The organism is Paenibacillus sp. FSL F4-0100, from assembly GCF_037993005.1.
In the GTDB taxonomy this organism is placed as follows: domain Bacteria; phylum Bacillota; class Bacilli; order Paenibacillales; family Paenibacillaceae; genus Paenibacillus_AQ.
The window spans coordinates 7,221,518-7,245,955 of the sequence record NZ_CP150303.1 but is presented as its reverse complement, the minus strand read 5'-3'; the positions used below and the strand labels follow the sequence as shown (position 1 = coordinate 7,245,955).

Here is a 24,438-nt window from a genome sequence, read left to right as displayed (position 1 = left end):
TGGGGAATTTGTTAAAACTGTTTCACTATTTGAAACCGTACCGGACAGCGGTCATTTTTGTCCTGCTGTTCACATTTTTCCAGTGTCTATCTGATCTTTACCTGCCAACCTTGATGGCGGACATCGTGGATATCGGCATCGTGAAGGGAGATGTGCCTTACATTTGGCGTGTGGGCGGCTTTATGCTCCTGGTAGCAGCTGGGGGCATGTTGTGCTCCATTGCCGCGAGTTATTTGGCATCCAAATCAGCTACGGGATTCGGGAAAATTGTTCGGGGACGCGTCTTCTCCCATGTCGAGAATTTCACGCTGCAGGAATTTGACAAGATCGGTACGGCATCCCTGATTACCCGTACAACGAACGACATTACGCAGGTGCAGCAGGTCACGATCATGATCCTTCGCATGATGGCGCTTGCGCCGATGATGTGTATCGGGGGCATTATAATGGCCGTATCGAGAGACCCGGGATTGACCACGGTACTTCTCATCGTCCTGCCGATTCTGGCCCTGGCTATTTTCCTCATCGCCAAAAAGGGGATTCCGCTCTTTAAAGCGATCCAGGTGAAGATCGATACACTGAGCCGCGTGCTAAGGGAGAATCTGACCGGAATCCGGGTCATTCGTTCATTTAACCGGATGAATCATGAAACTGTCCGTTTTAATGATGCGAATGAGGATTTGACAGCCACCTCCATCAAAGTGAATAAAATCATGGGTGCGATGATGCCTGTCATGATGCTGGTCATGAACTTTGCAACGCTGGCGATTGTTTGGTTCGGGGGGCTGCGAATCGATAGTGGCCACATGAAGGTCGGTGACCTTATGGCATTTCTCCAATACGCAATGATGATCATGTTCTCTCTCATCATGCTATCCGTCATGTTTGTCATGATTCCGCGTGCACAGGCATCAGCGGTCCGGATCAATGAGGTATTGAACATGATGCCGGAGATCCATGATCCGAAGCAGCCGCGCAATACCGGCGTGCAGCAGGGATCGATTGAATTCCAGGATGTGACCTTCTATTATCCGGGTGCAGAGGAGCCCGCCATATCCGATATTTCCTTCCATGCCGGGCCGGGTGAAATCACCGCCATTATCGGCGGAACCGGTTCGGGTAAATCGACGCTGATCAGCTTAATCCCTCGTTTCTATGACGTGACCTCGGGGCGGATCCTCGTCAATGGTACGGATATCCGGGACATGATGCAGGAGAACCTGCGGAACCGGATCGGATTCGTGCCACAGAAGGCGCTGCTCTTCACCGGAACTATCGCGGAGAATATCCGCTATGGTAAAGAAGATGCGACGGACGAGGAAATCCGGCATGCTGCGAAGGTTGCTCAGGCGGCCGATTTCATCTCATCTATGGAAGGCGGGTACGATGCCGAGATTTCGCAAGGCGGCAGCAACGTATCCGGAGGTCAGAAGCAGCGGCTCTCGATTGCAAGGGCGCTGGTTCGGAGACCCGAGATTTATGTGTTTGACGACAGCTTCTCGGCGCTGGATTTCAAGACGGATGCCAATCTTCGCGCAGCGCTCCGCGAGGAAACGACGGAAGCTACCGTTCTGATTGTTGCTCAGCGGGTAAGCACCGTCATGGACGCTGACCGTATTATTGTGCTGGATGAGGGACGCATAGCCGGAATCGGCACGCATGAGGAGCTTATGGCTTCCAGCGATGTGTACCGCGAAATCGTTACCTCGCAGCTGTCAGAGGAGGAGATCGCATGAGTGAGAAGAAACGGGGAGGACATCCTCGGGGACCGGGCGGTCCCTTTGGCGGCGGCCCACACGGACCTGGAATGGCGGGGGAGAAAGCCAAGGATTTCAAAGGCACTTTTCGCCGGTTAACGCGATATCTCAAACCGCATACCGGCAAGCTGATGATCGTCTTGATCGCAGCTATTCTCAGTACGATATTCAGCATCGTGAGCCCGAAAATATTGGGGGATGCAACCACGATCCTGTTCAAAGGCTTCATGGCTAAGATGCAAGGCGTGCCGGGGGCCGGGATCGATTTTGACGCGATTCGGACGATCATGCTCTGGCTTGCAGGCTTGTATCTCTTAAGCTCACTGTTTGCTTACATCCAGCAATATGTTATGGCTGGCGTGGCCCAGCGAACCGTGTATGATTTGCGTAAGGATGTTTACAACAAACTCGGTCGTTTGCCGCTCAAATATTTCGACGCTCGGACACATGGGGAAACGCTGAGCCGGGTGACCAACGATATGGACAATATCAGCAGTACGCTTCAGCAGAGCTTGACGCAGATGATTACCTCGATAGTCACGCTGGTTGGCGTCATCGTGATGATGCTCACGATCAGCCCGCTGTTGACATTAGTAGTTATTCTGACCCTACCGCTTAGTGTGGTGGTTACAATTGTGGTTGCCAAACGCTCGCAGAAGCATTTTGTGGCTCAGCAGAAGCATTTGGGTGAGCTGAACGGGCATGTGGAAGAAATGTACACAGGTCATAAAGTGGTGAAGGCCTTTGGCCGGGAACGACAGTCCATGGAGCAATTTAATGAGGTCAACGATAAGCTCTATGATGCCGGGTGGAGAGCCCAGTTTATATCGGGTACCATTATGCCGCTGATGGGTTTTGTCGGCAATATCGGCTATGTGATCGTCAGTGTTGTCGGCGGCGTGCTCGTTACCCGCAGAGCGATTGAGATCGGGGATATTCAAGCATTCATCCAATATTCACGCCAATTCACGCAGCCGATCACCCAGCTTGCGAATATCGCGAACGTCATTCAATCTACCATAGCATCGGCAGAGCGCGTATTTGAAGTGCTGGATGAGGAAGAAGAAGTGTCAGAGCATACAGCTCCGGCAGCACTCAAGCAGCCACTTGGCGACGTGTCTTTCGAGAACGTGAGTTTCGGCTATAAAGAAGACCAGCTTCTGATCGAGGATATGAATGTGGACGTAAGGCACGGGCAAACGGTCGCCATCGTCGGCCCGACCGGTGCAGGCAAGACTACGCTTATTAATCTGCTGATGCGGTTCTATGAGCTGAATAAGGGCAAGATTACGATAGACGGCACAGATATTACGGCTCTTCGACGCGGTGAACTCCGCAGCCTGTTTGGAATGGTGCTGCAGGATACATGGCTCTTTAACGGGACAATCCGGGACAATATCGGATATGGACGCGAAGGCGCCACGGAACAAGAGATCATCCGAGCGGCGGAAGCGGCTCACGCGGATCACTTCATCCGGACACTGCCGGACGGCTACGATACCGTTCTGAACGAGGAGGCCTCCAACATATCGCAAGGGCAGAAGCAGCTTCTTACCATTGCGCGTGCCATTCTGGCCAATCCATCGATTCTGATCCTCGACGAGGCCACCAGCAGCGTGGATACGCGGACAGAGCTCTATATCCAGAAAGCGATGAATGAGCTGATGAAGGACCGAACCAGCTTTGTCATTGCGCATCGGCTGTCCACGATCCGGGATGCAGACCTGATTCTGGTCATGAACAAGGGCAGCATTATCGAGCAAGGAACCCATGAAGAGCTGCTGTCTCAAGGCGGCTTCTATGCGGACCTGTATAACAGTCAATTCAGCGACCAGCATGAGGCTGGATAGCGAGGCGAGGATTTCCATCATAAGAAGACCCATTGGAGTGCGAGTGGGTCTTCTTTTTTTGGCTTAATTAAAGTTTTTTGGTAGGTTTAGAGTAAGCTAGCAGGCATATTTGTTATTGCAATTTCATATGGTTCTTTTATAATGATGTTTATGTTTATGTTTATATCTTTAAAGGGAGCCATGATCATTATTGAATAAGTCCGAACTGAACCGAATTACGCAAGAGCTTCTACGTCGGTCGGGCAGCAGTGTCACCGTGGAGATGGAGGCGTATTTCCCAGGGGGCCGGTTAATCGGCGGGAAATATGTTATGAATTCGCACAGCGTGACGATGTATACCGAAGTCATACGCCAGCAGTGTCTGGAGCTGTTTGGGACACTTGAGCTGTTTCATGCCTATTTTGCGGTGGTATTCGCACATGAGCTGGGCCATTCGATGGACCTGATGCTGACAGAACTCTGTGACCGGATGGATCGAACGGTGGATGAATGGGAGCAGAATCAGATCGCGCTTCAAATCGAGGAAAATGCTTGGAATAACGCCATGCCATGGATTCAGGATATGGATCCGGATTTCATACAGGTCATCGTGGACCGATCGCTTGAGGCCTACCGCGAGGAGCCGGCACCAGAAATCGCTTAGGTTTACTAGATTAATCCAGGCTAGGTCATAACATGACACAGGCACCCGTCAGGGTGCCTTTTTGGACTTGCAAGAAAGTATAAACTTCAGAGACTTACCACCTTGGAAGCATGGGGAAGGGCTTCTAATATCGTATGTTATACAAGATAAAACCAAAGATGGCAGCCACCACAATGAAGGCACCTGCAGCAGCAAGGGTCATTAAAAAATCACTAAGCAGGCTTTGCTGCCGGATACCGCGCAGCTTCTCCTTTGCCTTAGTCTCCGAGACGTCCTCTTTAATTCGATCCAAATACTCAGGGCCTAGAACCATAGCTGTCCCTCCCGTAACGATTTGTAAGCTTATTATACCAGAAATATGTTATTTTTGGTTGAATTTAGGCCACTCCGGTGTGTAGTCCCCTGTTATAAAAAAAGAAGTGAAGCTCGCATGGGCTTCACTTCTTTTAGGTTAGAGTCCTTGAGGGAGCGCAGCGTCCGCTTAGCTCTCCGGGTCCAACTGCTTCAACGGCTCAATGGCCGGCCCTTCAATCACTTCGCCATTATAACGGTAGCGTGATCCGTGACAAGGGCAATCCCATGAGCGTTCGCCCTCATTCCATTCCACTTCGCAGCCGAGATGGGTACATGTCGTATCCACGAGATGGAGATTCCCCTTATCATCCTTGTAAGCCCCGGCGCGCTGACCGTTATGGCGGACGATGGCGCCTTCGCCTGCCTTCAGCTCGGTAATATCAGCATGGGACATTTCGAACTTGCCGGAAACGAAATCTTTCGCAACCATAGCATTTTGTGCAACAAATGTTTTGATGCTTGGATCTGCCATGAAGCGGGACGGGTTGAAGACGTCGGCGTAACGGTTATCCTTCTCCAAGATTTGATCACAGATGATATTCGCGGCCAATGTTCCTGTTGTCATGCCCCATTTCCGGAAGCCTGTCGCGACAAAGATCCGGTCCTGATTGGATGTGATCGGCCCGATGTAAGGCATGTTGTCCAGAGTAATCAGGTCCTGGGCCGACCAGCGATAAGGAATCGCGGAAGCGCCCAGCAGCTTTCCTGCAAACAGCTCCAGGTTTTCGTAATGCTGATGGGTGCAGATGCTGCGGCCCGTCGGATGATTCTCGCCTCCGACGATAACCAAATCCTCACCGCCATAAGAAGCTGACCGCAGGGAACGGGTCGGTTGATCCACGCTTAAATACATCCCGCCCGGATAAGCGGTTTCGGGTTTGACAGCAATGGCATAGGAGCGTCCCACATGCAGCCGCGTGAAGAATAATCCTTTTCCGTCAACGAACGGAAAATGAGATGCGGACACTGCGTGATTGCAAGTAATTCGGTGACCGCCCCGTTTGGTCAGCAGCGTGAGCGGTCCATCGGTTTCGGCCTTTTCATCCATGGTCGTATTCTCATAGATCCGCCCTCCGAGCATCAGGAATTGTTCGGTCAGATGCTTAAGATATTGCAGAGGGTGGAATCGATATTGCCCGGGCATCTTAATGGCTCCCCGAATCGGCATAGGCAGAGGAAGGCTATCCTGCCATTCTCCCGGAATGCCGAGCTTTTCATAGGCTTTGATTTCATCCTCCAGCTTCGAGAGATACTTGTCCTCCTGTTGAGCGTAGATATAGGCATCCTCCAGCTTCAGCCCGAATTTCTCTTCGTCTCCGCCAATAATATTCCTGATGAATTCAATCGCTTCCCGATTTCCTTCGTAATAGAGTCTTGTCTTCTCCTCCCCAAAATGATTCATAAATTCATGATAGATCAGCCCATGCTGTGCCGTAACCTTAGCTGTTGTATGACCGGTGGTCCCGTTCAGGATTTGCCCTGCTTCGATCAGCACGACATCTTTGCCTGCCTTGGCAAGCAGATAAGCGGTTGTAATGCCGGTTATGCCGGCTCCGACAATGGCAACATCCGTCTCAATATCTTCGGCCAAGCGGGGGAAGGTGGGCAGTTTCGTTGTCGCTCTCCACAGTGACTCCGGATATTGCGGCAGTTCTTGATGCGATGAATTGGATGGGTTCATTCACGATTCCTCCTCAGTTTCTATGGGCGTTGCCCTTAAACTCCGACTCTTGTCTTCATTATTACCACGTGGGAATGATTAGAAACTAGGTGATTTCGATTCGCAGTCTTCCTAAGTTTTTCTGGATGATTGTAAATAATTTGGGACATTTGTGCAGAACCTAAAGAACAGCGGGAGAACCGGAATTTAGTGAATGAGGGGTGGTATCATGACCAGCGAACAATATCTAAATGCGGAGGAAGCCAGGCAATGTCTGCAAGAACATCTTCGTAATGTCGGGGATATCGAGCAGCGTGAGCTGAAGAATGAAGGTGAGCATGCGTTATTGATTTATCTTAAGAGTATGTGCGACCCTATCATGATTAACGATAATTTGATCAACCGTTTCTATGAGCTGAATTCCTTGGAGTTATACGACCAATTCATCCGATCCTTTCCCTCAAGTGTGGAGCCAAAAGATAAACAGGAGTTGCTCCGTAATATACTAAGGGGCTGCGTAGCCATATTCATTCGGGACAGCGTGCTCCTGTTTGACGCCGTATTGGTTAATGCAAGCTTCATCCAACCCGCCAGTACGGAGAACGTCATTCAAGGCCCCGATGATTCGTTTACGGAAAATATCGAGGTGAACCTGAATCTGATTCGTCACCGTTACCAAACCGTGAATTTGAAGACGGAATTCATGACCCTTGGCAAAATATCACAGACTCGAATCATCATTATGTATGATGCATGCAAAGTGGAAGAAACGGTATTACAGGAGCTTAGAAAGCGATTGTCCGAGATCAAGGCGGATATTGTGCAATCGGCCTCTGAAATCGAGAGACATACGATGAATCCTAAATTCCGTCTGTATCCGACGCTTATGCTGACCGAACGCCCTGACCGGACTGTATTGAATATATCTCAAGGAAAGATCGCTGTGTTGATGGATTCCACGGGATATGCCATTTTACTGCCGGCTATATTCAATGATTTCTTTACGGCGATGGATGACAAAATACAGCTTCCCCCGGTGGGCTGGTTTCTCAAGGTCATCCGGTATATCGCATTGTTTGTCACCGTGCTGATACCAAGTTTTTACGTGGCCTTCACCTCTTACAATCCGGAAATATTGAGGATGCAGGTTACGCTGCTTATTGCAGGAAGTCGGGCTACGGTGCCATACCCGTCTTTCTTCGAAGTGATCTTCATGCTGCTGGCGATGGAATTTCTGACAGAGGCGAGTGTCCGGCTGCCCAAAGCGATTGGTCAAACCGCAACCACGGTAGGGGGTCTCATTCTGGGGACTGCTGCTACGGAAGCGGGACTGGTCAGTAACATCATGATCATCTTGGTTTCCGCCGTTGCGATAACAAATTTCGTGATACCGATTAGTATGATGAGCTTCGGCATACGTGTCACGAAGTATTTGTTCATTGTCCTGGCCACCTTCTTCGGCTTGGTTGGCATCGTTCTGGGCATAGTGGCCATGATCATGTACCTTACGAGCCTCAGGTCCTTTGGCAAACCCTACCTGAAGATGTTTGCGATGGATTGGAACAAGAAAGGAGATCAGCGAAGTGGTTAGAAATAAATATTTTTATTACCTCTTCCTGCTCAATGCAACCATCAACCTGATTAATTATGTCCCCCGCGTCTTGATTACGGATCGCTTTGACGGTGCGCTGATGTCGATCCTCGTGTCCATTCCGATTGGCACTCTGCTGCTGTTTACCTTCGTGAAGCTGATTCAGAAATTTCCGGGACAAGGGCTGCCGGAGATTTTTCATTCAGTTATGCCCAAGTGGATATCCGGCATCCTGCTTGTTTTATACGGACTCGGGTGGTATTTCTCCAGCGTCATTACCTTGGTCAGTTTCGTTGATATTACCTCCCGATACATCAGTCCGGATGTATCACCCTATATCGTTCTGATGGGATTTCTGGTGGTTGTGGCACTAAGTGCCAGGCTGGATTCCGAGTCCATTATTTATGCCCTGGAGATGATTCTGTACATTACCGTCCCCATCATCGCTTATATGTCATGGCGTATCTTCAGCAATCCGTATTTCAGTTGGGATGCCGTAAGGCAGATCATTACCCATGCATGGAACATGCCCAATTACGGGACTGTAGCCGCGGCAACCTATATTTTTACTGGCTACGTGAACATGGTGGTATTTAATCGGATATTTCACCGATTCAGGGTGCGGCATATTTGGGCGATTGTGATGGTTAGTATTCTTACTCTTCTGGTTTCGATCTTTGCATCCATCGGCATATTGGGAGCCGCGGGCGCCGGAGGACACGTGTATCCTGCCTTCTCGACGGTGGACTCACTTCGGATTCGTTATTTCATCATTGAACGGATGATTTATGTCTTCTACGTGGTGTATATGTGCCTCTCCCTCGTGAATTCCATCGTTCATTGGCATGTGGGCAAGGAGTTGATTCTGGGAGGCTTCGGATTAAAGGTCGATAAGGGGGAAGCGATGTCTAAAAGGAGGAAATTCGAGTGGTGGGTGCTTCTCCTCTTTTCCCTGATTATCTTCGGCACGTCGTTTATCGTTAATCAATACATATTAAATGATATGGCGATTGTCTTTTTGGACGTCCGGTTCGCTGGGGAATTCCTGCTCATTGCCCTATTATTCTATGCGGTATGGAGGAAAAGGAGGAAGAAGGCATGAAAGACCTGAAACGATGGCTGGTCTGGCTCATGTGCTGCTCTTTTTTATTTGTGTCGGGATGTGATTTTAGGGATATCGATCTCAGACTTTTTGTCGTGTCCATTGGTATTGACGTCTCTGAGAAAAACCCCGATATGAACCGATTTACCTTCAAAATGGCGATTCCTTCAGGAGACCCTAAGATTGGGGATAAGAAGTCTTTCCTTATTACACAAGAATCAACAAGTATTGCGGAAGCGATCAGGGAGGTCAAATCCAAAGTGGATAAGGAACTTGACTTTGGTCATTGCAAGGGGGTCATGTACGGCGAAGCCTATGCTCGAAAAAATATCAGCAAAATCCAGGACTGGACCGTTCGGAGGCGGGATATGCAGCTCTTAATGTATCCAGCCGTCGCCATTCCTTCGGCAGAAGCCGTATTAAAGACGGATCCTCCAACGGAGCGGATTGCCGGGAACGCAATATTTCTGGCGCTCAGCGAGGATGGGACGGAATCTCCCTTCATTACTAGGACATACTCCTTCGATTTGTCCCGCCGAATGTTAGAGGAAGGGGAAGATCCAGTCATGCCCGTTGTGGAAACTACCACTGACAAGATCCTGAATATCGAGAGAGTAGCCTTGATGGATAAGGACAAGGTGAAGGTGATTCTGACGCCGGATGAAACCAGGCTGTTTAACCTGTTGGATCGTCGTAATTTAAGCACGAATTTCGGGACGAAAATGGACGGCAAATTGCTTGAAGTCAACACGGATAGAACCCGAGCAAGATACAAGATCGTAACGGATAAACCAGGGGAAGAAACGATTGATTTCAATATTCGGATAACGGCGATTTTGGAAGAGAAAGAGGATCCAACACAACTGAATCAGAAGGGTCTGCATAAGATCGAAGAGCAGTTTAGCAAGGAACTATCCCAAGCGGTGAAAAACTTGCTGGAGAAAATTCAGAAAACGGGCCTGGACCCGCTGGGTTTCGGCCTTCGGTATGGAGGGACGCACTGGAACAATAAGACGGAGATGGAGGAATGGGACGCCATGTATCCCCATGCCAAGTTTAATGTATCGGTCATGGTGAAAATAAAGTCGACCGGTTATAAACGTTAGACAGGGCACATCTGTCTATCGTACAGGAAGATGTTACAATAAGGGATAAGCATCTATCTTGTATGAAGGAGGTTTCACATATGGAATTTAGAAGATTAGGCGGAAGCGGACTGAAGGTTAGCGATATCAGTCTCGGGAGCTGGCTGACGTACGGGGGATATGTGGAACGGGAGAATGCGGTGAAGTCGATTCAGACCGCATATGGACTCGGCGTTAATTTTTTTGATACAGCGAATGTGTATGCCCAGGGGGCGGCTGAAGTGGTTGTCGGGGAAACTTTGAGAGCATTCCCAAGGGAATCCTATGTTCTGGCCACGAAGGTATTCGGCAAAATGGGGGACGGACCCAATGATCAGGGGCTTTCCCGCAAACATATTAGAGAGCAGTGCGATGCGAGTCTGAAGCGGCTGGGTACCGATTATGTCGACATCTATTACTGCCATCGACATCATGAAGAAACACCGATAGAGGAAACGCTGCGGGCGCTGGATGACCTTGTCCGGCAAGGCAAGGTGCTCTATGTAGGAGTCAGCATGTGGACCGCTGCCCAGATGGAAGCGGCATTGGCCGTGGCGGACCGCTATTTGCTGGATCGCATCGTGGTGAATCAGCCGCTGTACAACATGTTCGAGCGCAAGATCGAGGAAGAGATCATCCCGTTAGGCGAGAAGAAGGGCATTGGTCAAGTGGTCTATTCTCCTCTTGCGCAAGGGCTGCTGACGGGCAAGTACGCCTCCAAGCAAGCCGTGCCGGAGAACAGCCGCGCATCGAAGATTGGAGCCGACGGGCTTAAAATGAGTGAAGACCGCATTCAGAAGGTACAGGCGCTGGGCCTTGTTGCGAACGAGCTGGGTATGACCGTCGGCCAATTGGCCTTGGCCTGGATTCTGCGTCAGAATAACGTAGCTAGTGCACTGGTGGGGGCCAGCCGTCCGGAGCAGGTGGAAGAGAATGTGAAGGCTTCCGGTATTAAGCTCTCTTCAGATACGCTGACTGCCATTGAAGAAATACTGAAGGCGGATTCGAATTAAGAAAGAATCAGATCATGGATTTCGGGAGCGGAGCATACGCGGTTGCGCCCGCTGTCCTTGGCGCGGTACAGTTCGCGGTCCGCTTGCTGAAGCAGTTCCTTGGCATTTTTCGACCGGATCGTATCGGGATGTACGGCAGCCCCAATCGACACGGTGATCTGGATCTTGGTTCCGTTTTCCAGGACAAAGATATGATCCGCTACGGCGGCCCGGATTCGTTCTGCAATAGCGGCCGTTTCGTTAATGGTCGCTTCTGGGACCAGCACCGAGAATTCTTCCCCGCCGTTGCGGGACACTTCATCAAAAGAACGGGAATGCTCCCTCAGCACTTTGCTGAGCTGCTGCAAAACGGCATCTCCGGCCGCATGGCCGTAGGTGTCGTTTATTTTTTTGAAATGATCAATGTCCACGACAAGAACACCCAGCCGTTCGCTGAAATGCTGGGCTTCGAGAAAACGTTCCGACAACAGCTGCTCGAACTGGCGCAAATTGTGAAGACTGGTCAGGTGATCCGTTTCCGCATTTTTCTTCATCTGCAGAAATAGTTGATTGGACGTGTTGATATACTCCGTCAACATGTAGATGACCACCGTGGCGAGGACGGATATGATAAGGTGCTGTGTGAAGACAGTATATACCTTATGGTGGTCCTGGATATTCATCCACATAATGCCTAGGAGCACCAGCATGCTCGATACGCTCATGAGCAGCATTTTGTTTAAACGATTCCAATGGATACGAGATACCGTCCCGCATATGATGCCGATCAGTAGCATGCCGGCTCCCGCAATGGCAGAGGAAGCGGACATGCCGAACAGAATCAATCGCCCGAGCGCAATGAGCACGCCGGCAATCAGGGATGGAAGCCAACCCAAGTAGCTGGCGATCACTACAATGGCCAAATGCCGCAAATCCGCGAAAAACCGGGGGTCAATCGGGAAAGAATAGTACATCAAGATGATCCCGTAAATGCCAAAGAGCAGTCCAGCGTTGATCTTAACGCTGATGGACGGTGTCACAACGCCTGCTACATATTTTTTGGACAGCAGTCCGGACAAGTATAAGAAAGTCACAAATATACAAAAGTTGGTAAATAGTATATTAGTCATGGGGGATCATTCCTTTCATGTACCTTGCACAAGGGCGGCAAGGCGATGAAGACATTCACACCCTATTTTATCGGAAAATGGAATTGTATGTCGAATATTAAATGTTTTATTTTGTTAATTTTCAGGAGTCTCCAAAGGTAGGAGAACTTCAAACATCGTCCGTTCCGTATTACTGGTCACCTGAATCGTGCCGTGATGGGCATCCACGATGGTCTTTACGATAGCCAAGCCAAGTCCGGAGCCGCCGGTTTGATCGGTGCGAGATTCGTCCGCCCGGTAGAACCGCTCGAACAGATAGGGGATCGCATATTGAGGGATCGGGGGGCCGTAATTGATGACCTGTACGACGGCAAACTTCGAATCACTTGATACCTTCAAATCCACCACCCCGGCTTCCCGTCCGTGCCGTACCGCATTGGACAGCAGATTCTCGAAGGTGCGCATCAGTTTATCCCCGTCCGAGGAGATCATGATTTTCTCAGTTTTAGGCGTGAAGTTGACCTGTACGCCTTCCTGCTGCCCGGTTAGTGAAAAGTCCACGGCCAATTGTGCGAGCAGCTCCACCAAATTAATGTCAACACGGTTCATCGGGGAGTACCCCATTCGTGTATATTCAAACAAATCGTTCACGAGTCCGCCCAGGCGCAGCGACTTATCATACGCGATATCGGTATAATACCGGAGCTCGACTTCATCTTTGTAATGGTCTTCATTGACCAGCCGCAAATACCCGATGATGGAGGTGAGGGGGGTGCGAAGATCATGCGAGACGTTGCTGATCAGCTCGTTCTTGGACTGGACCGCCATTCGTTCCTCTTCCAGCGATAGCTTGAGCTGCTTGGCCATTTGATTGATGTGCGTTGCCATCTGGCCCAGTTCGTCATTCGAGTTAACGATAATCTCTTCATCCAATTCGCCCTTCGCCAAACGCTGTGTACCCTCCATTAAGTGGTTGATTTGACGAATGGTGCTCTGACTCAGCAGCAATACCATGCAGATAAATAGCATGATGCCGATGATCGTCGGGATGATGGGGAAACCGAAGAAATCCTCCAAAGTACGATCAACTCTGAAAAGGGTGTTTACCCAAGGCTCCTTCCAGTATTCCCGACCGATCATTCGGATGATCTGCTGGGCGATGAACAGGATGGACAGGGTCAGGGCTCCGCCGACAAAGAACAGCGTGATGATCTTCCATTGCAGTTTACGCATGGATTTTGTACCCGACACCCCATACCGTTTGAATGAGCTTATAACCCAGCTCCTTCTCGAGCTTGTCCCGCAAGTTGCTGATGTGAACCATGACCGTATTATTGGATACGTAATATTTCTCCTTCCAGACCTGCTGGAAGATATCCTCGGCGCTAAAGATTCTCCCCGGTTGGCGGGCAAGCAAATACAGAATCTCGAATTCTCTCGCCGTCAGAGAGATCGCTTTGCCGTTGGCCGTTACTTCATGCGTACTCCGGTTAATGTCGAGCCCATCAATCTCGATCCGCTCGCTGTCCTCCCGATGCAGCTCCGCATTGTACAGAGTGGAGCGCCGCAGCAGTGTTTTGACGCGAGTCGTCAGCTCCAGCGGATTGAACGGTTTAATCATATAATCATCCGCGCCGGTCATCAGCCCCAGTATTTTATCCATATCCTCACTCTTGGCGCTCAGCATCAGGATGGGAATGGACGAGGTTTCGCGGATTCTGCGGCAGGTGTCAATCCCGTTCAGCTTAGGCATCATGACATCCAGAATCACGAGATCCACCGTCTCGTTATTGGTGGTCATGGCCAGCAGTGCTTCCTCCCCGTCATGGGCTTGGATTACGCGGTAACCCTCATTCTCCAGATAGATGGAGATCAGCCCGGAAATTTCTTTATCATCATCTACGATTAATATACTTCTCATTAAGATATCCTCCAGTAAATCGCCCCATTGGAAACGATGATTCCTTACGAACAGTGTACCCTAAATCGACCCCATAGAGTGCAGCTTGGCCTTCAAAATCGTGAGTTCTTCTATGACAACAATTAAAAAAGGGCGGATAGGAGATTCGAAAGAATGCCTTGCCGTTCGAATCCGTAATCCATCAGCTTCCGGGTTTCCGTAAACCGCTGATCGGCATCCCCGGTTCCCATCACGACGGAAATCAGCCGATTTCCACCCCGCGACGCAGTTCCGGTAAAGCAATAACCGGCGGAGCGGGTGTATCCGGTCTTAAATCCGTCATTACCTTCGTAAGAATGCGGCTCGCCAGGCAGCATAAGATTGGTGGTATGCAGGGAAAGCTTCTTCTGCGGAACAAGCAAATCGCGCTGGCTGGTTACCTCGAGCAAATCCGGATGTTTGTTAAGCAGCCATCGGGCCAGCATGGCCGAATCCCTGGCAGTCATGACGGTATCGCGTTCGGTGGCCGCTTCGGCAAAGGGAGCGAGGTCAGCGGCAGGCAAACCGGAAGCATTGGCGAAGAAGGTGCGATCAGAGAGGCCGATTTGTTTCGCCCGGGTATTCATGCTCTCCACGAATCGGGACTCCGACCCGCCGAGATGCTCCGCAATAGCTACGGCCGCATCATTGGCCGAATGGATGATGAGCGCTTCGAACAGCTGCTTCAACGTATAACGTTCGCCTTCATGCATGCCGATGCCTGAACCGGGCACCTCTGCGGCATATCGGCTGACCGGTACATTCTCGTCCCAAGCATGCTGCCCAGAACGAACAGCATCCAGCACCAGCAGTTCGGTCATCATCTTGGACATGCTCGCGGGAGGAAGGGGAAGATCGGCATGCATAGCATAGAGCACGCGGCCGGTATCTGCATGAATCAAGATGGCCGAACTGGCTTTGATGGGAGGAGGAATAAACACCCGCGCTATGAACACGGCCATCAGAATGACGCTAAACAATAGCAGGAGCAAGCTTAATTTTGTGCGTCCCTTGCGGGGCTTCGCAGGTTTATGCCGAATCGTGCCGGCTTGCCGCCGGGATAATTCAGGGGATGACGGTGCTTGACGGGGATGCTTGGCTATGGATTCCATGGCGATCGATCGCCTCCTTTGGCGGGCTATATATGTTTCATCGTTTTATGTATGTTCTAATTCTAACCACACAAGCTAAAGGAATTTTTAATTGAATCTAAAGAAATCTTAAAGATTACCAGCGGAAATTCTGGCACGGGATGTTGACCTTGAAGAGAATAGGATTTATACTTGATCTAAAAATAAATTAAAAGGGTGAATACCTTGAAATCTTTAAATCTGACGACGCAACGCCAAGCGGTGTACGATGTCCTTCGGGAATCGCATGATCATCCGACTGCTGCGGATATCATGAACCGGCTGGTGGAGAAAGGATATAATTTAGCGTACGGAACGGTTTATAATTCCCTGCGTTATTTGACGGATAAGCAGCTGATCCGTGAATTGAAGCTGGGCGAGAGCGCGAGCCGGTACGATGCCCGTATGGACGATCATCAACATATTATTTGTGAAGTATGCGGTAAAGTGGACGAGGTCATGACGGAGGTGCCAGAGGATTGGGCTGCTACGGTAGCCGGTGAAACCAATTACGTCATCCATCATGCTCACGTCGTATTCGGGGGGGTGTGTCCAGAATGTCAAACCAAACGGAAGAAATGACGGAACTGGGAACGGTCTATTCATTTCCTGATTTCCAGTCCGGCAATCTGTATGTTCGTCCGACGACGCCGATCGCGATGGCGATAGGGGATGCTTGTCCCACAACCCTGCGGGCTGCGTTATTAAGCCGTTCCCCCGGACGGGTGAATGAAATGTTCATTACCTTGACCGAGAACTGCTTCGAGGTGATGATGTTCCGCAAATGGGAACCGCGTCTTCAGTCGGCATTGAATACAGGACTGATTATTGCCGATATGACGGGCTGCCGGAATATGGCGGCGTTCAACAAGGAGAAGGAACTCCTGCTGCCCGAACATTCCTCTATTCCGATTCTATACCTAGTAGGGGAAGAGTTAATGAGCAAAGCAGGTTCAAGTTTGTTAAACGAAGAGCTTATGGTATGGCCTGCCCGTTCCAAAGATACGATGATGTATCAGGTGCAGCGAACCATTCGATTATTCTCTCCTGCTGCCGGATTGTCGGGTGGAGAAGAGGTCATGCGCGGCCTCGTCTATAAAGACTTATCCATTGATCGGGATAAAATGACCATTCACCGGGGCAGCACTCCGATCCATTTGACCAAGACAGAGTATCATTTGCTGATGCTCCTGCTGGACAGCGAAGGAGCCGTCTGCACGCGTGAGGACCTGATGTGCAAAATTTGGGATACGGATTTTATGGGCGGCAGCAATGTGGTTGACGTCCACATCAAAAGCTTGCGTAAAAAGCTGAGCGACAACGCGGGAGCCCCGCGCTATATTGCAACGGTTAGAGGAGTGGGATACCGCCTGGCGGACTAATCCCCCTCCCTTTTTTTGTTCATTTTGCGGTACTCAAAATGAATTCATCCGACCTTCATATAACGATCATAGAAGGGTCATATAACACTCATGCGACAATCATGATCCAATGGATTCTCCAGTGATACAATCAAATCATAAATTTAGATTCAGTCTAAAATCAATTATAGAAATGATGGAGGGTTCATATATGGATAGAATGACAACCAATCAAGGGGCTCCAGTCGGAGATAACCAAAACTCCAAAACGGCAGGACGCCGCGGACCGACGCTGCTTGAGGATTATCATCTGATCGAAAAAATTGCCCACTTCGACCGTGAACGGATTCCGGAGCGTGTCGTTCATGCCCGCGGGGCAGGTGCACATGGCACATTTGTTGTGGAGCACGACATGAAGCCTTATACGAGAGCTGCATTCCTGCAGGAAATTGGTCAGGAAACTCCTGTGTTCGTTCGCTTCTCCACGGTTATTCATGGAACAGGGTCACCCGAAACGGCACGCGACCCACGCGGATTTGCCGTGAAGTTCTATACGGAGGAAGGCAACTATGACATTGTAGGGAATCATATTCCGGTCTTCTTTATTCGCGACGCGATCAAATTCCCCGATATGGTGCATTCTTTGAAACCTTCGCCGGAGACCAACATCCAGGAGCCTGGCCGGTACTGGGACTTCATGACGCTGTCCCCGGAATCCACGCAAATGATGACCTGGGTGTTCTCGGATCATGGCACACCAGCGAACTATCGCGAGATGGATGGCTTCAGTGTCCACGCCTTCAAGTGGGTGAATAGCGAAGGTAAAGTGACTTACATTAAATACAAATGGGAATCCGTACAAGGCGTGAATACGCTGAATGCCGATGAAGTGGTCGAAGTGCAGGGCAAGGACTTCAATCACGCCACCCGTGATCTTCATGAGCACATCGCAAACGGGAATTTCCCGAAATGGCGCCTGCAGGTACAGCTGATGTCCCCGGAAGAGATGGATGAATTGTCCTTTGATCCACTGGATGCTACAAAGACCTGGCCGGAGGATCGCTTCCCGTTCGTAACGGTCGGCACCATGACCTTGAATCGCAATCCGCAGAACTTCTTCGCCGAAGTTGAGCAGGTCGCTTTCTCCCCAAGTGCGCTGGTGCCTGGCATCGAGCCGTCGGAGGATAAACTGCTGCAAGGCCGGCTATTCTCTTACCCGGATACGCAGCGTCATCGACTCGGTGCGAATTATTTGCAGATCCCGATTAACTGCCCGTATGCTCCTGTGCGTAATCATCAACGTGATGGCTTGATGAACGTGAATCAAGATCCGTCGCCGGTAAACTATGAGCCGAACAGCTATACAACAGGTCCTGTGGAAGACCCTACTGTAAATGAAAGCGAAGCACCGCTCATCGGGCATGTCGTTCGCCAGCGTATTGAAAAAACAGATGATTTCACCCAAGCCGGAGAATTGTACCGTTCGTTTACGGAACAGGAGAAGGATCATTTGATCCGCAATCTGGTTGATGACCTGAGTCAGGTCAAATCTGATATCCAGCTCCGTGCCGTATGCAATTTCTACCGTGCGGACGCCGAATATGGTGCAAGACTCGCTGCCGGACTTGGCGTAGACCTGAGCGGATTCATACCTTCCAATCAGCCGAAGTAACGTAGTTTGAACTTATAAGAGCCAGCCATCTTTGTTTTTCGCTGTGCAGGATGGATGGCCTTTATATAGAGGTGGTCTATGACCGCCGCCAAGAGGGGTACCCGCATAACATGGGTACCCCTCTTTTAGTGGAAATAATTACCTATATATACTACATAATGAATGGTCTTAGAGATGCCGATAAGTTGAAAGGAGTATTTTTTTATAGAAGACAGGTGAGATTCACTGCAGTTTAGAAAGGAAAGAAACCAATGAAGAAAAAAAGAGCTAATCGTATTAGAAGAAACCTGATTCTCACATTTCTGCTCGTGCTTCTTGTGCCCAGCTGCGCTATCGGTATTATCACTTACCGTGACGCCAAGGGAACTGTCGAGGAAGAAATTCTGCGCAGTGCATCGCTGAGCGTCGAGACGGCGAATGAGATCATTAATCACACGCTGCAATCCAAGTTCGATGACCTGAATTATTTAAGCGTGGCGATGAAGTCCACTGAAATCGACAAGGAACTCGAAGCGAAAGCGGGTTCAACTATCAATGCACTGAAGCAGTACCTGGGACTTCATCCGGAGACGGTGGACGTTTTTATCGGTACGGCACAGGCTGGCATTATCAAGGCATCAGGGGAAAAGCTGCCGTCCGACTATGATCCTAGACAAACGGAATGGTTCCAGCAGGCAATGAATGCATCGGGCCAACCGATTATTACAGCCCCCTATACTTCGAACACGGGCTCCTTGATTGTAGTAACGCTAGCTCAGATGCTGCCTGACGGCAAAGGCGTCGTGGGCATTGACCTCAACCTTCATAGCATCCGGAGTCTGGTCCAAGTGCAGGTAGGTAAAGAAGGCTATACGATGGTGCTGGATCAAAATCACAAATATCTGTTTCACCCCGATTATGACGCAGGGACGGACGCGTTGGCTAAGGAAGCTTGGGTCTCCAAGATGTATGAGCAGCCAACCGGTCATTTTCACTATGATCATGACGGCATCGAGCAACAATTGAACTACATTACGAATGAACGAACCGGATGGAAAATTGCCGGGACCATGTTTGTTAAGGAGGTTGACGACTCCGTTAATGGCATCCGCCAAACGATGATTGTGGTTATGAGCGTTTCGCTGCTAGCCGCCTTAATCATGGTGACTTGGAATGTAAGCTCTGTGATCAAACCGATCCGCCGTATGCGCCAAGCGACGGAAGTCATTAGCGAGGGGGATCTGACGCTTCGCATGAATGGTTTCAAGCGTGACGAGATTGGCGAGTTGGCCGATCACTTTCAGCAGATGGTGGATAGTCTCAGGGACATGGTTCACGGGGTCAAAGCCATGACGGAGAATGTTTCCGCATCTTCAGAGCAATTGTCCGCAAGCGCCCTGCAAAATACAAGCGCCGTCGAGCATGTTACGTCTTCCATTCAGGAGGTTGCCGCCGGCAGTGAACGTCAGTTGAACGCCGCGGAGGAGATTCTGAAGGGTATTCTTCAAGTATCCCGGCATGCTGATGACATTGCGGATGTATTGGAGAAGGTTACTGCAGCCATGAACCAGACGGAGGAATTGGCCCAAGAAGGGAACCAGACGGTGATTACCGCAGCAGCGACGATGCAGGATATTGATCATGCGATGAATGATCTGAATGGGGTTATCCATCGGCTGTCTGAGCGGACCGAGGAGATCGGTGGTATCGCTTCAGCCATTACCGACATTGCCAAGGAGACGAGTTTATTATCGCTGAATGCCTCTATCGAAGCTGCGAGAGCCGGGGAGCAGGGCAAAGGATTTGCGGTTGTAGCCGCGGAAATCCGTAAGCTTGCTCAAAGGTCGGAAAGCTCAGCGGATTACATATCGGGGCTGATTACAGGAATACTGGCAGAAGTGGAACGAACCATGGAAATGACGGAAGCCGCCAGGCAGAAGGTATCGGACGGCGTTGACGCAGCGGATCTGACCGGACGCTCCTTCTCCCGTATCAAAAAGGCAGTGAACACGGTGTCCGGCCAGGTAAGAACCACTTCGAAATCGGCTAAGGAATTGGCTCAAGATACAGCTTCCACGAAAAAGTCCGTTGAAGATATCCGTGGGGTGTCGGAGCAAACGTCAAGCCAGACCCAGACCATATCGGCAGCCTCTCAGGAACAGCTTGCTTCCATGGAAGAGGTCAGCGCATCTTCTGCGGATTTAAGCCGTTTAGCTGAAGAACTGCAGGAGATGGTGAAACGCTTTAAGATTTAAGAGATTCAAGGGCGCTGTAATATGCCCCGAATATTTCGTGTTGAAGCAGTAAAGGAGCTTATATTCCTTTGCTGCTTTTTTGTTTGTGGCAGGAAACGGGGGCTTTATGAAAGAATAAGACCAAAGTGGCTTTATCTCTAGGAGCGGGGCCTTTATACTGGAGTCAACTGCTTGAAGCTGTAAGACTGACGGATGCACAAGCTAGAAAATGATGAGAGTGGGGCATATAACATGGCACAGCATATGAAAGATCGGATCGTCGCTTTGGCTGGTCCGCGCAAGGCAGCAGACATGGCCAAGCTGGTGGAGAAGATGGGTGGCACCGCGCTGCTTCGTCCGGCCCAGGGAACCGTATTTTTGGATGATGAAGTACTGCGCCGTTCGATCGAAGCTTGGCTCAAAGCGCCTGCACCGTGGGCGATATTTACGACGGGAATCGGCCTGGAGGCTATTTATGATACAGCAGAACAGATGGGCCTTTTGGATACATTGAATGAAACGCTGCAGAGCACCTCGATTGCGGCAAGAGGGTACAAAACGGCCAATGCGCTGAAAAAGCGCGGGCTGGCACCGGTCGTCAGAGATGATGACGGCAGTACGTCGGGGCTGACCCGGTCTTTGGAGCCGCATGACCTATCGGACAAGCGTGTCATTCTTCAGCTGCATGGCGAGTCTGCTCCGAAGCTGGTGGATTGGCTGGAAAGTCGTGGGGCGGTAGTAGAGCAGATCCTGCCTTATAAGCACATTCCGCCGCTGGAGGAGGATGTTTCGCAACTCGTTGATGAAATTGTGGACGGTAAGGTTCACGCGGTTGCTTTTACAAGCGCCCCCCAGTTTCGTTTTCTTGCGGATTATGCACGTGCCCATGGCAAGCTGGAGGCTGTGCTGGAGGCGTTCCGCGGACCGGTCGTGGCAGCGGCTGTCGGCAAGGTTACGGCTCAGGGGCTTCGCGAGGAAGGCATTGAACGCATGGTGGTTCCCGAGGAAGAGCGAATGGGCAGCATGATGGTGGCGCTTGGCCGCTACTTTGCTCAAAACCAAGAATAATGTCATGATATAACGTAATGAAGTTGGGGAGATTTCAGTCCATGCCAGCTTCTTCATGCATGTTCCTAAGGATCATGTGAAATATTGAGTAGTAAATAGGAGGATGACCGATGGATAAAAGAAAAGCATTGCTGCTTGGCAGCTATACCCACCCGAAGTTTCATCCGCTGCAAGGCATCGATAAACAAATGACACACCTACTGAACGACATGTTCACCGTGCAGTGCACGGAAAATCATAAAATGCTGCATGAAAGCAATCTCTACCCTTACGAGCTCTGCATCGCCTACAGCGACCTATGGGACGAGCGCGTTTCGCCCCGGCAGACTGCAGGTCTGCTGTCCTATGTAAGCGGAGGCGGCGGCTTGCTTGTGATTCATAACGGCGTTACGCTGGCCAATCGTTATGAGCTGGCGCAGCTGATCGGCGCCCGTTTTGACGGACACCCGCCCATGGAGAAGCTGTACTTCGTTCCGGGGGAGACCGATCATGATATTACGGAAGGCGTAGAGCCTTTTGTGCTGGACGAGGAGCCTTATCGGTTCATATTCAGTCCGTTTACGGAAAAAACCGTGTTGCTGCATTATGAATTCGAAGGCAAGCAGTGGCCTGCTGCCTGGTGCCATACGTATGGCATCGGACGTGTGGTCTTCTTGATGCCGGGCCATCACGAACCGTCCTTTCTCCAGCCTCAGCTGCGTTTAATGATTACGCAAGCGGCCAAGTGGGCTGCACGCGTTCCGGGTTAAGAAGCCATTTCGATACGATCGGTAGGAGGGGCGCGTTTGAGCGGGAAGATACTAATTGTTGAGGATGAAGCGAAAATATCCCGTTTGCTTGAAATCGAGCTGGAGAGTGAAGGATATCAGGTCACCAAGGCGGATAACGGGCTGGATGCGCTGGAGGCATACCGCAGTCAGGACGTCGATTTAATTCTGCTGGACGTTATGCTCCCCGGTTTGAGCGGGATTGAGCTGCTGCGGCGGATTCGTGCCCATGATTCCCACACAGCCGTACTGCTACTGACAGCCAAGAGTTCCGTTGAGGATAAAGTATCGGGGCTTGATCTTGGAGCCAATGATTATATTACGAAGCCGTTTCAGATCGAAGAGCTGCTGGCGCGGATTCGTGCTGCGCTGCGGCTCCAAGGCAAGCAGGAGCCGGAAGAGCAGGCGGCAGGAGAGTGGCTTACGGCGGCGGATTTGAAATTGAACGAAGGTACACGGGAAGTCATTCGCGATGGCAGAAGGATCGATCTGACGCCGCGTGAATTTGACTTGCTCGTATACTTACTGAAGAATAAACGGCAGGTGCTGAACCGCGAGCAGATTCTCGCTGCCGTATGGGGATACGATTATTACGGCGACACGAACGTCGTCGATGTATATATACGTTATGTCCGCAAGAAAATCGATCATGACAGCACATCCGAGCTCATTCACACCGTCCGCGGTGTCGGCTATGTGTTGAAAGAGACCCCATGAAGCTGAGCAGTAAAATCCACCTCTATTCATCGGTGCTGATGGCGGCCATTCTGATTGTCATGAACTTATCCGTATACTATGTGTTCAGCAAAATGACGGTGGACAGCCAGCTGGAGCAAGCGGAAGCCGAGGACTCCAGAATATCGAGGGAAATGGCCAAGGCTGCGGATACGATCCCGGTGGGCGAATTGCTTCGGAGCTATGTGCCGCTGGACGGGAAGATCCAATTGCTCGGACCCAATGAACGGTATCCATCTACTTGGGTGACTTCCTCCGGGGAGGATATGGATGAGCTCAAGCTGCCTTACGATACGAAGAGGCAGGTGAAGGTCGTCGAGTATGAAAATATCCGGTACACGATGGTTTCCCTGCCCCTCATCTGGAGAGACGGGGTCGTGGTCAATATCCAGGTCGCCCGCAGTCTTGCCGCTACGATGGAGACGCTCCAAGTGCTGCGAATCGTGCTGGTCGCCGTAACCGCAATTGCCTTAGTTCCGGTCATCATCTCGACGCGGATATTGGGGCGTTTAATCGTGCAGCCGATTACGGCTTTGATCCAAACGATGCGGGAGATTCGGCAAAGCGGGCGGTTTCGGCGAATCGAGCTGAAGGAGAAGTCGAAGGATGAATTGGTGGAGATGGGGGCTGCATTCAACGATATGATTACGCTGCTGGAGAGCAATCATGCAAGGCAGGAGCAATTCGTGTCCAATGCTTCCCATGAGTTAAAGACACCGCTCACCATCATCGAGAGTTACGCCAGTTTGTTGAAGCGGCGAGGTCTGGACCGGCCCGAGCTATTCATGGAATCCGTTGAAGCGATCCATTCGGAAGCGATCCGGATGAAGGAGCTGACGGAGCAGCTGCTGCTGCTTGCCCGCAATCAGGATCAATGGCAGGTCGAAATGGAGCAGGTGGATCTGGTGACATTATCGGAGTCTTCCGCGCGCGCATTTCGCGATGCCTATAACCGCACGGTGGAGGTTGAAGCCGATGGCGGGGTTCTCGGCTGGACGGACAGCCGCAGGCTGAAGCAGCTCTTGTTCATTCTGCTGGATAATGCGCGCAAATACAGCGATGAGCATATCGTCATCCAGGTTGGCAGGAAGCCAGCGGAAGTTTATATCCGGGTCATCGACCGCGGAATCGGCATTGCCAAAGATGAGCTGGAGCACGTCTTCGACCGTTTCTACCGGGTGGACGAGGCTCGTACCCGCCGGGGTGAGGGCGCCGGCCTTGGTCTGTCCTTGGCAAAGGATATCGCAGAGGCCATCTCGGCTTCGATAGAGCTGGATAGCCTGCCAGGTATGGGTACAACCGCCACGATTCGGCTTCAAGCAACGAAATAAAAGACAGCCAACTCCCCTTTTTCTCATCGTATTCTAACCA

21 protein-coding genes are annotated in these 24,438 nt (G+C 50.7%); 15 read left to right on the top strand and 6 right to left on the bottom strand.

Annotated features, from left to right (window positions below; all coding sequences use genetic code 11):
- The first annotated feature begins 8 nt into the window (after positions 1-8).
- The 3 genes from MHH48_RS32920 (at position 9) to MHH48_RS32910 (ending at position 4,250) form a co-directional block, all read left to right on the top strand.
- Positions 9-1,736: an ABC transporter ATP-binding protein gene (locus MHH48_RS32920; RefSeq protein WP_076323902.1), complete on the top strand. Its 1,728-nt coding sequence runs from the start codon at positions 9-11 to the stop codon at positions 1,734-1,736.
- Complete coding sequence (locus MHH48_RS32915) at positions 1,733-3,607, top strand: ABC transporter ATP-binding protein (protein WP_076323903.1); 1,875 nt, start codon at positions 1,733-1,735, stop codon at positions 3,605-3,607. Before MHH48_RS32920 ends, MHH48_RS32915 begins: the two co-directional genes overlap by 4 nt.
- A gap of 190 nt (positions 3,608-3,797) precedes the next feature.
- On the top strand, positions 3,798-4,250 hold the full coding sequence (locus MHH48_RS32910) for a hypothetical protein (protein ID WP_076323904.1): 453 nt from the start codon (positions 3,798-3,800) through the stop codon (positions 4,248-4,250).
- Positions 4,251-4,374: 124 nt separating this feature from the next.
- On the opposite strand, the gene MHH48_RS32905 is transcribed toward MHH48_RS32910, so the two are convergent.
- Positions 4,375-4,563, bottom strand: a complete 189-nt coding sequence (locus MHH48_RS32905) for a hypothetical protein (protein ID WP_076323905.1) — start codon at positions 4,561-4,563, stop codon at positions 4,375-4,377.
- Positions 4,564-4,731: 168 nt separating this feature from the next.
- Complete coding sequence (locus MHH48_RS32900) at positions 4,732-6,285, bottom strand: FAD-dependent oxidoreductase (RefSeq protein ID WP_076323906.1); 1,554 nt, start codon at positions 6,283-6,285, stop codon at positions 4,732-4,734.
- Positions 6,286-6,493: 208 nt separating this feature from the next.
- Here MHH48_RS32900 and MHH48_RS32895 point away from each other — a divergent pair, with 208 nt between their 5' ends.
- From MHH48_RS32895 to MHH48_RS32880, 4 genes are all read left to right on the top strand, one after another.
- Positions 6,494-7,855 carry a spore germination protein gene (locus tag MHH48_RS32895; RefSeq protein ID WP_076323907.1) on the top strand — a complete coding sequence of 454 codons (1,362 nt, stop codon included), beginning with the start codon at positions 6,494-6,496 and terminating at the stop codon, positions 7,853-7,855.
- On the top strand, positions 7,848-8,957 hold the full coding sequence (locus MHH48_RS32890) for a GerAB/ArcD/ProY family transporter (protein ID WP_076323908.1): 1,110 nt from the start codon (positions 7,848-7,850) through the stop codon (positions 8,955-8,957). Before MHH48_RS32895 ends, MHH48_RS32890 begins: the two co-directional genes overlap by 8 nt.
- Positions 8,954-10,063 (top strand): Ger(x)C family spore germination protein, encoded by a 1,110-nt coding sequence (locus tag MHH48_RS32885; protein WP_076323909.1) that lies wholly within the window; start codon positions 8,954-8,956, stop codon positions 10,061-10,063. The genes MHH48_RS32890 and MHH48_RS32885 overlap by 4 nt, the downstream gene beginning before the upstream one ends.
- A gap of 80 nt (positions 10,064-10,143) precedes the next feature.
- Positions 10,144-11,094: an aldo/keto reductase family protein gene (locus tag MHH48_RS32880; protein WP_076323910.1), complete on the top strand. Its 951-nt coding sequence runs from the start codon at positions 10,144-10,146 to the stop codon at positions 11,092-11,094.
- Here MHH48_RS32880 and MHH48_RS32875 read toward each other — a convergent pair.
- From MHH48_RS32875 to MHH48_RS32860, 4 genes are all read right to left on the bottom strand, one after another.
- The gene (locus MHH48_RS32875; protein WP_076323911.1) at positions 11,091-12,203 is read right to left on the bottom strand and encodes a diguanylate cyclase; all 1,113 of its coding nucleotides are present in this window, start codon (positions 12,201-12,203) and stop codon (positions 11,091-11,093) included. The genes MHH48_RS32880 and MHH48_RS32875 overlap by 4 nt on opposite strands.
- A gap of 114 nt (positions 12,204-12,317) precedes the next feature.
- Positions 12,318-13,415: a HAMP domain-containing sensor histidine kinase gene (locus tag MHH48_RS32870; RefSeq protein WP_076323912.1), complete on the bottom strand. Its 1,098-nt coding sequence runs from the start codon at positions 13,413-13,415 to the stop codon at positions 12,318-12,320.
- A complete protein-coding gene (locus MHH48_RS32865) occupies positions 13,408-14,103 on the bottom strand; it encodes a response regulator transcription factor (protein ID WP_076323913.1) in 696 nt (231 codons plus the stop codon). Before MHH48_RS32865 ends, MHH48_RS32870 begins: the two co-directional genes overlap by 8 nt.
- Before the next feature lie 122 nt (positions 14,104-14,225).
- Positions 14,226-15,233 (bottom strand): D-alanyl-D-alanine carboxypeptidase family protein, encoded by a 1,008-nt coding sequence (locus MHH48_RS32860; RefSeq protein ID WP_076323914.1) that lies wholly within the window; start codon positions 15,231-15,233, stop codon positions 14,226-14,228.
- 204 nt (positions 15,234-15,437) lie between these two features.
- On the opposite strand from MHH48_RS32860, the gene MHH48_RS32855 reads away from it, so the two are divergent.
- The 8 genes from MHH48_RS32855 to MHH48_RS32820 all read left to right on the top strand — a co-directional run bounded on the left by MHH48_RS32855 (position 15,438) and on the right by MHH48_RS32820 (position 24,398).
- A complete protein-coding gene (locus MHH48_RS32855) occupies positions 15,438-15,833 on the top strand; it encodes a transcriptional repressor (protein ID WP_076323915.1) in 396 nt (131 codons plus the stop codon).
- Positions 15,809-16,633 (top strand): winged helix family transcriptional regulator, encoded by an 825-nt coding sequence (locus MHH48_RS32850; RefSeq protein ID WP_076323916.1) that lies wholly within the window; start codon positions 15,809-15,811, stop codon positions 16,631-16,633. The genes MHH48_RS32855 and MHH48_RS32850 overlap by 25 nt, the downstream gene beginning before the upstream one ends.
- Positions 16,634-16,823: 190 nt before the next feature.
- Positions 16,824-18,284 carry a catalase gene (locus MHH48_RS32845; RefSeq protein WP_076323917.1) on the top strand — a complete coding sequence of 487 codons (1,461 nt, stop codon included), beginning with the start codon at positions 16,824-16,826 and terminating at the stop codon, positions 18,282-18,284.
- A 251-nt stretch (positions 18,285-18,535) separates the two neighbouring features.
- Positions 18,536-20,518, top strand: coding sequence for a methyl-accepting chemotaxis protein (locus MHH48_RS32840; RefSeq protein WP_076323918.1), 1,983 nt, complete (start codon positions 18,536-18,538; stop codon positions 20,516-20,518).
- A 231-nt stretch (positions 20,519-20,749) separates the two neighbouring features.
- Entirely contained in the window at positions 20,750-21,565 is an 816-nt protein-coding gene (locus MHH48_RS32835; protein WP_076323919.1) for a uroporphyrinogen-III synthase, read from the top strand.
- A gap of 110 nt (positions 21,566-21,675) precedes the next feature.
- Entirely contained in the window at positions 21,676-22,314 is a 639-nt protein-coding gene (locus tag MHH48_RS32830) for a ThuA domain-containing protein (RefSeq protein WP_076323920.1), read from the top strand.
- Positions 22,315-22,350: 36 nt separating this feature from the next.
- Positions 22,351-23,049 (top strand): response regulator transcription factor, encoded by a 699-nt coding sequence (locus MHH48_RS32825; protein WP_076323921.1) that lies wholly within the window; start codon positions 22,351-22,353, stop codon positions 23,047-23,049.
- Positions 23,046-24,398 carry a HAMP domain-containing sensor histidine kinase gene (locus MHH48_RS32820; RefSeq protein ID WP_076323922.1) on the top strand — a complete coding sequence of 451 codons (1,353 nt, stop codon included), beginning with the start codon at positions 23,046-23,048 and terminating at the stop codon, positions 24,396-24,398. The genes MHH48_RS32825 and MHH48_RS32820 overlap by 4 nt, the downstream gene beginning before the upstream one ends.
- Positions 24,399-24,438 lie beyond the last annotated feature (40 nt).